This window comes from Bradyrhizobium sp. NBAIM08 (assembly GCF_020193935.1).
Classification (GTDB): Bacteria; Pseudomonadota; Alphaproteobacteria; order Rhizobiales; family Xanthobacteraceae; genus Bradyrhizobium; species Bradyrhizobium yuanmingense.
The window spans coordinates 1-246 of sequence record NZ_JADYVR010001431.1; the positions used below are offsets into that span (position 1 = coordinate 1).

General features: G+C 76.0%; 1 pseudogene. It reads left to right on the forward strand.

Features of this window, described 5'->3' with window-relative positions:
* Positions 1–246: pseudogene (locus I6F37_RS45280) on the forward strand (hypothetical protein); the annotation flags it as partial.

Genomic DNA, 246 nt, shown 5'->3' on the forward strand with positions numbered 1-246 from the left:
GCCGCAACCGCCAGCACAGCCGCCGAAATACGATCCGAAGCCCGAGCTGCCCAATCCAGCTGCCGCGCAGGCGCCGCCGGCTGCCTTCGTCGCCGCACCGCGCGAGTTCCACGCCGCCACCCCCGCGCGCGATCAGCGAGATCCTGGAGCCGCACACGGCGCGCGCTGCACTCGCGCCGGAACTGCCGCCGGATCACCCGCTCGAGCCGGGCACACGGCCGGGCGGACGCCTCGCCACGCCGTCGG